Here is an 8,655-nt window from a genome sequence, read left to right as displayed (position 1 = left end):
CAGCGTTGCACCGTTGCCCGTCAGCAGCAAAAGCGCCAACCCGGACGCGGGCGCACTGGCGGTGGTGGCGGACTGCGCAAAGGTTGACGCACGGGTAATGGCGTCGGGTTCGGTAATGACAGCGGTTCCGGTGCCGGATCATTGTGTCGACTGAAGGCAAACGACTGCGGAATGCCGATCGAGCGCATGCCCAGGCGCCCGAGCAGACTGCCTTCGGCCGGACCGATGAACAGCACGCCATCGACGTGAGTCAGACGCTTGAGTACGGCGAAAACCTGCTGCTGGGTCGGCTGATCGAAATAGATCAGCAGGTTGCGGCAGAACACAAAGTCGAACGGCGGTTCGCTGGCCAGCAGTGTCGGATCCAGCACATTGCCCGCCTGCAGGCGCACCTGTTCGCGCACGGCTTCGCTGACCCGATGGCCGTCCTGCTCGGCCGTGAAATGACGCTCGCGAAAGTCCAGATCCTGACCACGAAACGAGTTCTTGCCGTACAGCGCGCGCCGCGCCTTGTCCACCGACAGCGGGCTGACATCCATGCCGTCGACCTTGAACTGATGGGGTTTGAGGCCGGCATCGAGCAAGGCCATGGCGATCGAATAAGGCTCCTCGCCGGTCGAGCACGGCAGGCTGAGGATGCGCAGCGCGCGCATGTTGTTCAATTCGTCCAGACGCTTGCGCGCCAGCTTGCCGAGTGTGGCGAAGGATTCCGGATAACGGAAAAACCAGGTTTCTGGGACGATCACTGCCTCGATCAATGCCTGCTGTTCGTCACGCGAACCTTGCAGCAGTTGCCAGTATTCATCGCTGTGCGCCGCTTGCGAGAGCGTGGTGCGCTGGCGCACCGCGCGCTCGATGATCGCCGGCCCGACCGAGGTGACATCCAGACCGATGCGTTCCTTGAGGAAATCGAAAAACCGCTGGTCGCTGCTCATGACTGCGCCTCAAGCGGCGCCGGAAACAGCAGGCTACGCACCGCGTCATCCAGCAAGTCGTTGACCCGCACCCACTGCACCAGCCCCTGGGCATCTTCGCGCACCGGGCCGAGGTACGGCGCCTGACGATTGTCCAGGCCATACGGCTGAAAATCTTCAGGGTTGCAGCGCAGCGTGTCGGTCGCCTGCTCAAGGATCAGCCCCAGCCAGCGCGGCGGTTGCAGTGCATCCGGGCGGTAATGCACCAGCACCAGCCGCGTACTGGTGCGCGCCTCGGCGGGATGGCCGAAGGTCAGTGCACTGAGGTCGATCGCCGGCACCACCGCCCCCCGATAGGCAAACACCCCGGCAACCCAGTTCGGCGCCTGGGCAATCGGCTTCAACGGCAGGCGCGGCAGCACTTCCGCCACCTCGGTGGCGCGCAAGGCGTAGCGTTCGTTGCCGATCCGAAACAGCAGGAACAACGCCCGTTTCGCCACCGGCGCAGCGCCGCGTTTGGCGGTGATTTCGCTCATCAGACTTTGAATCGCGAAACGCCGCTGCGCAGCCCGACGGCCACCTGGCTCAGTTCGTCGATGGCGAAACTGGCCTGACGCAGCGATTCAACGGTCTGGCTGCTGGCGTCGCCCAACTGCACCAGCGCGTGGTTGATCTGTTCGGCCCCGGTGGCCTGGGCCTGCATGCCCTCGTTGACCATCAATACGCGCGGTGCCAGCGCCTGCACTTGATGGATGATCTGCGACAGTTGTTCGCCGACCTGCTGCACTTCGGCCATGCCGCGGCGCACTTCCTCGGAGAACTTGTCCATGCCCATCACCCCGGCGGACACCGCCGACTGGATCTCGCGGACCATTTGCTCGATGTCGTAGGTGGCGACAGCGGTCTGGTCCGCCAGACGCCGCACTTCGGTGGCGACCACGGCGAAACCGCGACCGTATTCGCCCGCCTTCTCCGCCTCGATCGCCGCGTTGAGCGACAACAGGTTGGTCTGGTCGGCAACTTTGACGATGGTCACCACCACCTGATTGATGTTGCCGGCCTTCTCATTGAGGATCGCCAGTTTGGCGTTGACCAGATCGGCCGCGCCCATCACCGAGTGCATGGTGTCTTCCATGCGCGCCAGGCCTTGCTGGCCGGAACCGGCAAGCACCGAGGCCTGATCGGCAGCGGTAGACACTTCGGTCATGGTGCGCACCAGGTCCCGCGAGGTGGCGGCGATCTCACGGGAGGTCGCGCCGATTTCGGTGGTGGTGGCCGCGGTTTCGGTAGCGGTGGCCTGCTGTTGCTTGGAGGTGGCGGCAATCTCGGTTACCGAGGTGGTCACCTGCACCGATGAACGCTGGGCCTGAGACACCAGCGCGGTCAGCTCGGTCATCATGTCGTTGAAGCCGGTTTCCACTGCGCCGAATTCGTCCTTGCGCTCAAGGTTGAGGCGGCTGCTCAAGTCGCCGGTGCGCATGATGTCCAGGATCTGCACAATGCGGTTCATGGGGGCCATGATCGCGCGCATCAGCAGCAGGCCACAGGCACCGGCTGCAAGGACGGCTACCAGCAGCGAGACAAACATACTGATCTTGGCCGCGGCCACCGCTTCATCAATGTTGGCCATGGCCTGATCAGCGACTTTCTTGTTCTCACCAATGATGTCATTGAGTTTCATGCGGCCGGTGTACCACGCAGGGGTCAGCTTCTCGCTGAACAGCTTGACCGCCTCGACTTCCAGATTGCGTTTGTGCAAATCGAGCACCTGATCCTGGATCTGCATGTAAGCGTCGTGATCTTTTTCGAATGCCGCGAACTCGATACGGTCCTCGTCGGTGGTGATGGTGCTGCGATAGCTGGCCATCTGCTCTTGCAGGCGATTCTCGAACGCCTTGTAGTCGGCCACGTCTTCGCTACTGATGCCCTGCCCTTCCTTGAGGCCCAGCAGTTCCTGAGTCTGCAGGTAACTGTCGACCCACGCACCGCGAATCATCGAGCTGTAATAGACGCCAGGAATCGCATCGTCACGTACGCTGCTTTCACTGGCCTCGATCTTCAGCAAGCGTGAATACGAGACGACGACCATCAGCAGCATGATGGCGATAATCACCGCAAAGCTCGCCAAAATGCGTTGGCGCAACGTCCAGTTCTTCACAGTGATTCCTCGTGCCTAAGTCGAAATGCGGGGAGTATAGCCGAGGGCCGTGTTTCATTTATAAGACGCTTTTCAACCCTCGGGCCCCACCGACAGGGTTTGGCGGGCGGCTCTGGAATGGGACTGTCCGCCAATCCGGGGTTGGCGTGCCAGTGGGGTAATGGCAAAAAGGGGCGACGGATCAGCCATAGCGGGTGTTGCGCGGCCGAAAACGTAATCGCATGTTGAGGCTGTAAACAAAAACCGAGGCCCACTTTTACCGGGAATTGCAGTTTGTCTCAGGCCTGCGCTCTTTGCCTGAAGTTTCCCTGCAATCTCGCATTGATCGCTCTTGCCATGCCGACACTTGGCCTTTCCAGCAAGGCATAACTGAAACTGGCCAGCACCAGCGTCGCTACCAGGTAGCTCAGAAAAACCCCCACATTGAATTGGGCTCGCATGTCTGTCGCGTACGCCGCCCACTCCAGAAAAAATGGGTGTATCAGGTACACCGAATAACTGATCGTGCCCAGAAACGTCAGGCTCTTGAGGGTTCTGCGCAGGTACAAGGTCACGACAAGCGCAGAGGCCATACCGATCAGATAGCTGATCAGATAAGTGAACGGATTTTCCTTATGCCCATGGTCGGTGGTGTAAGCCAGCAGGCATATAGGCACAAGCAAAACCACAAACAATGCCAGCCAGACAGCGACCAATCGGCGAACGTGTGAGTCCGCCACGCCAAGGCTGACGTCGCGCCACAGACTGCCAAAAAACATGATCGACAGACACAACGGCAGCGCTACGGGGATCTTTTTGGCCAGATAGAATCTGCCGACCGCAAAGATCAGCGCCACGGCCAGCAGGCCGATTGCCACGCCGAATCGCACCCAGGCTTTGCCCAGAAGTCCCACGCTGAATAACGCCGCGCAGGCCACGTAGAAAAACATCTCGATGATCAGCGTCCAGTAAACGCCGAACAGATCCGGTGTTTTCAGAACAGCCTGGAACATCGTCATGTTGATCAATACAGTCGACAGCGATACAGGCGTCGATAAAAACCAGTCCGAACTCGCAACCGCCAGTGCAATGGAAAACCAGTACGCCGGGTACAACCTGAAAAACCGGGAAACGGCAAAAGTCGCCAGCGCGTGCCGCCCCTCCTTCAGGCTATAGGGAATGACCATCCCGCTGATCAAGAAGAAGATCACCACGCCCACTTGCCCCAGGTTCACCCAGGTGAAAAAAAACGTGTCCTTGAGCGGGGTTCTTTCAATGAAGTGTGCGACCACCACCAACATTGCAGCGATGCCCCTTAAGGCATCCAGATGCGTCAGTCGACACCGTGGGCTTCCTGCCCCGTTATCAGCGAAAGTTAATGTATTCAATCAACTTGAACTCCCGCTTCGAGTACTGATGCCTTCGCTCTGCTGATCGCACTCCTGCGCGTCAACCGTGCATCGAGCTGCGCATTGATCTGCCGCCCCAATCCGATCGAGCGTTTCTCTATCAGAAAATAACAAAGTGATGAGAGGACAAGGGTGCCCAGGCAATAAAGAACAAAGACGGGAAGATTGAAACCGTTTTGCAAACTAACTTTCGAGTCAGCCAACTCCAGAAAAAACGGGTGAGTCAAGTAGACCGAATAACTGACCGCCCCGAGAAAGGCGAGTATCCGGTTTTCCAGCTTCAATACCGTGGTGGTTAACATGAAGAACAGCAGCGCAGCCCAATAACTGCCGATAAAATTCCAGGCACTTTCTCGCAGCCCTTGATCAACATCGTAGGCCAACAGTGCAATGATCGGAAAGGCGATAACAAATACAGCAATCCAGATGAAACTGTAGCGTTTTGCCTTGAGATCCCGATCAATCTGAAAGTTACGCCACAATCCCCCAAACAACATCAACGACAGCGATGACAAGATTCCGACGGGGGCCGGGAGCGCATAATAATAGCGACCTGCTGCCCCCACCAGCGAGAGCATCAGCAACGCTATCGCCAACCAGAAGCGTGCTTTGAGATGCCCCAGTAACCCGACCAGGCTCAGTGCAATACACAGTCCATAAAAGACCAACTCGACAAATAAAGTCCAATACACGCCGAACAAGTTGGAGTATCCGATCATCGTTTGAAGCATGGTGACATTCGCCAGCACTCTCGCCCGATCAAGTTCGCCCGAAACAAAAAAAGCAATGGCAACACAGGCCAGTACTATTGAAAGCCAATAGGCAGGGTACAGCCTGAAAAATCTTGAAAGTATGAAACGCCTGGTTTTTCCCGGACCGTCCTTGAAACTGAACGGGATCACGAAACCACTGACCATGAAAAAAACCACCACGCCGAACTGCCCGGGACGGAAGTAATCGAAAATCGCCCAATTGAACAGCGGTGTTCTTTCAATATAGTGAGAAATGACCACCGCCAATGCTGCCAGAGCTCTGACAGAATCGAGGTAAGTCAAACGATGGGTGCTGACCATTTTGCTTGAAGATTCCTTCTTCAGTGGATGTTGCTCCGTTGAGCGAGTTTCCCGAACTTGTATTCGGAAGAACCCCAAAAAAGCGACGGACGTTTATCCGAGGACTCACTTCATGGCCTCGGTTTTCTGATTTCTGGTTTTTAGTGCAGGACGCCAACGGATGCCTGGGGTCAATCCAGCGATGAGGATCACAAAGGCTGAGCCAACAAGCCCCCGTTCGCGAAGGTCAATGACTGGTCGGCATTGACCTCAACGCGATGAAACCTGAAAGGTTACCGGGGCGCTTGTCGCACCTGCTTTTCAAGCTCGGTTTTCAACCCCGGTTCAAGTTTGAGTTGGCGCGCCAATTCATCGAGATAGGATTTCTCCATGAAGTTTTCCTCGTCCACCAGCATTACGCTGGCGATGTACATTTCAGCGGCCATTTCCGGCGTGCTGGCAGCGCGAGCGACATCCGTCGGGTCGAGGGGTTTGTTGAGCTCGGCGTGCAGCCAGTGCTGCAGTTCCTGGTCGTTGTCGAGCTTGGTGAATTCACCTTCGATCAGTTGGCGTTCACGATCGTCGATGTGGCCGTCGGCCTTGGCGGCGGCAACCAATGCTTTGAGAATTGCCTGACTGTGTTGCTCGGCTTGCGCCGCAGGGAGGCGATCGAGGGTCTGCGGCTCACGTTGCGGGGTCAGGCCTTTCTGCGCGTTCCAGTTGCCGTAGGCTTTGTAGGCGAGCACACCCAACGCAGCGAGACCACCGTAAACCGCGACTTTGCCACCGACCTTGCGGGCCTTTTTGCTACCGATCAACAAGCCCATTGCACCCGCCGCCAAGGCACCACCGCCCGCGCCGGAGAGCAAGCCACCGAGGCCGCCGGAGCCTGAAGAACCGCCAAGCAAACCGCCCAGACCGCCGGCAGCCGATTTGTTCTGCGCCGCGCCGGCCTTGTTCTGCAACAGATCCTGGCCAGACTTGAGCAATTGATCGAGTAATCCACGGGTGTTCATGTTCCGCCTCCAAACAGGGGTTATCCGGATCTACAAGGCCCTCAGCCTAGATCGAAAGTGCCTCCGCCCTGCGTTCGAGTGTGCTTCCAGATGTTGCTCAACGCCTCTGTGGCGAGGGAACTTGTTCCCGCCGGGCGGCGAAGCAGCCCCACTCTGCATCTAAAAAACAGATATACACTCAGGCCAATCTATAAAAACCGCCCACTGGGTACCCTTCTCATGATGACCCTGCGTCAGATCCGTCACTTCATCGCCGTGGCCGAAACCGGCTCGATCTCCGCCGCTGCGCAAACCGCGTTCATTTCCCAATCGACCCTGACGTTAGCGATCCAGCAACTGGAGGAGGAAATCGGCGTCAGCCTGTTCAGCCGTCACGCCAAGGGCATGACCCTTACACATCAAGGTCATCAATTCCTGCGCCAGGCGCACCTGATTCTGGCCACTGTCGATAATGCCAAGCGCAGCCTGCAACAGAGCACCGATCAGGTCGCCGGACAGTTGATCGTCGGTGTGACCAGTCTGGTCGCCGGTTATTACCTGGCGGATTTGCTCACCCGTTTCCAACGTGCCTATCCCAACGTGGAGATTCGGGTGATGGAAGATGAACGCCCCTACATCGAGCATTTGCTGGTCAGCGGCGAGATAGATGTCGGCGTGCTAATCCTCTCCAACCTTGAAGACCGCCATGCCTTGCAGACGGAAGTGCTGACTCATTCACCGCATCGTTTGTGGCTACCGGCCCAGCATCCGCTGCTGGAACACGACAGCATCAACCTCGCCGACGTCGCCGGCGAGCCGCTGATTCAGCTCAACGTCGACGAGATGGATCGCAATGCCCAACGTCTATGGCGTGGCGCCGGGCTGCAACCCAAGATCACCCTGAGAACCGCGTCCACCGAGGCCGTGCGGAGTCTGGTCGCCGCCGGTTTGGGGGTGTCGATTCAGCCGGACATGACCTATCGCCCATGGTCACTGGAGGGCGACATCATCGAAGCGCGACCAATCGCCGACCTTAACCAGACCCTTGACGTGGGGCTGGCCTGGCGTCGCGGCACCGCGCGGCCGGCACTGGTAGACCCCTTCCTCACCGTCGCCCGCGAACAACCCCACGGTGGACGCAAGCCATCTATTTAATCGAATGCCACCTTCAGTATTTAGAATTTGTCGACCTCGGAGCCGCGCACTAGTCTTGCTGCATCTATAAGACGGTCGGCTCCCGGGTACGGGAGCAACAATGGCCACACAAGAAAAGAGATCGCGGAAAATGGCTGGCGCGCAAACCCCGATGTGTACCGCGTTGTTGATCGACGGCGAACTGGTCGCCGGGCAGGGTTTTGTCGAACCGATCCTCAACCCGGCCACCGGAGAAATCCTTACGCACATCGCCGAGGCCAGCACTGAGCAGGTCGAAGCCGCCATCCTCGCCGCCCATCGCGCCTTCGCCGAATGGTCGCGCACCACACCACAGCAACGCTCGAACCTGTTGCTCGATATCGCCAACGCCGTTGAAAAACACGCCGACCACCTCGCCCGTCTCGAATCGTTGAACTGCGGCAAGCCGTTGCACCTGGCGCGTCAGGACGATCTGACCGCCACCGTCGATGTGTTTCGCTTCTTCGCCGGCGCCGTGCGCTGCCAGACCGGTCAGCTCAGCGGCGAATACCTGCCGGGCTACACCAGCATGGTGCGCCGTGATCCGATTGGTGTGGTCGCCTCGATTGCGCCGTGGAACTACCCGATCATGATGGCCGCGTGGAAGATCGCCCCGGCCCTCGCCGCCGGCAACACGCTGGTGTTCAAACCGTCCGAACATACGCCGTTGTCGATCCTCGCACTGGCGCCAGCACTGGCCGAGATCCTGCCGCGTGGAGTGATCAACATCATCTGCGGCGGTGGCGAAGGCGTCGGCAGCCATTTGGTCGGCCACGCCAAAGTGCGCATGGTCTCGCTGACCGGCGATATCGTCACCGGCCAGAAGATCCTGCAGGCTGCGGCGAAAACCCTGAAACGCACGCACCTCGAACTCGGCGGCAAAGCGCCGGTGATCGTCTGCAACGACGCCGACATCCAGTCCGTGGTCGAAGGCGTGCGCACTTACGGCTACTACAACGCCGGCCAGGACTGCAC

The 8,655-nt window shown here is 58.7% G+C and carries 7 protein-coding genes and 1 pseudogene; 2 read left to right on the top strand and 6 right to left on the bottom strand.

The window, feature by feature from the left end; genetic code table 11:
* The 6 genes and pseudogenes from DBR24_RS17355 to DBR24_RS17330 all read right to left on the bottom strand — a co-directional run.
* Positions 1-935: pseudogene (locus DBR24_RS17355) on the bottom strand (protein-glutamate O-methyltransferase CheR); the annotation flags it as partial.
* A complete protein-coding gene (locus DBR24_RS17350) occupies positions 932-1,450 on the bottom strand; it encodes a chemotaxis protein CheW (RefSeq protein ID WP_128615350.1) in 519 nt (172 codons plus the stop codon). The gene DBR24_RS17350 and the pseudogene DBR24_RS17355, both read right to left, overlap by 4 nt.
* Complete coding sequence (locus tag DBR24_RS17345) at positions 1,450-3,072, bottom strand: methyl-accepting chemotaxis protein (protein ID WP_128615349.1); 1,623 nt, start codon at positions 3,070-3,072, stop codon at positions 1,450-1,452. Before DBR24_RS17345 ends, DBR24_RS17350 begins: the two co-directional genes overlap by 1 nt.
* Before the next feature lie 278 nt (positions 3,073-3,350).
* Positions 3,351-4,439: an acyltransferase gene (locus DBR24_RS17340; RefSeq protein ID WP_256591592.1), complete on the bottom strand. Its 1,089-nt coding sequence runs from the start codon at positions 4,437-4,439 to the stop codon at positions 3,351-3,353.
* Positions 4,436-5,533 (bottom strand): acyltransferase, encoded by a 1,098-nt coding sequence (locus DBR24_RS17335; protein WP_128615347.1) that lies wholly within the window; start codon positions 5,531-5,533, stop codon positions 4,436-4,438. Before DBR24_RS17335 ends, DBR24_RS17340 begins: the two co-directional genes overlap by 4 nt.
* A 272-nt stretch (positions 5,534-5,805) precedes the next feature.
* Positions 5,806-6,528, bottom strand: coding sequence for a tellurite resistance TerB family protein (locus tag DBR24_RS17330; protein ID WP_128615346.1), 723 nt, complete (start codon positions 6,526-6,528; stop codon positions 5,806-5,808).
* A 219-nt stretch (positions 6,529-6,747) separates the two neighbouring features.
* Between DBR24_RS17330 and DBR24_RS17325 the strand changes: the two genes are divergently transcribed.
* Together DBR24_RS17325 and DBR24_RS32590 are read left to right on the top strand one after the other, a co-directional pair.
* On the top strand, positions 6,748-7,662 hold the full coding sequence (locus DBR24_RS17325) for a LysR family transcriptional regulator (RefSeq protein ID WP_123464995.1): 915 nt from the start codon (positions 6,748-6,750) through the stop codon (positions 7,660-7,662).
* 130 nt (positions 7,663-7,792) lie between these two features.
* Positions 7,793-8,655, top strand: an 863-nt coding sequence (locus DBR24_RS32590; RefSeq protein WP_256591593.1) for an aldehyde dehydrogenase family protein, incomplete at its 3' end; no start/stop codon positions are given.

The organism is Pseudomonas sp. HMWF006 (assembly GCF_003061205.1).
In the GTDB taxonomy this organism is placed as follows: Bacteria; Pseudomonadota; Gammaproteobacteria; order Pseudomonadales; family Pseudomonadaceae; genus Aquipseudomonas; species Aquipseudomonas monsensis.
Note: the sequence above shows the minus strand (reverse complement) of the source record. Positions and strands in the feature narration are given on the sequence as shown.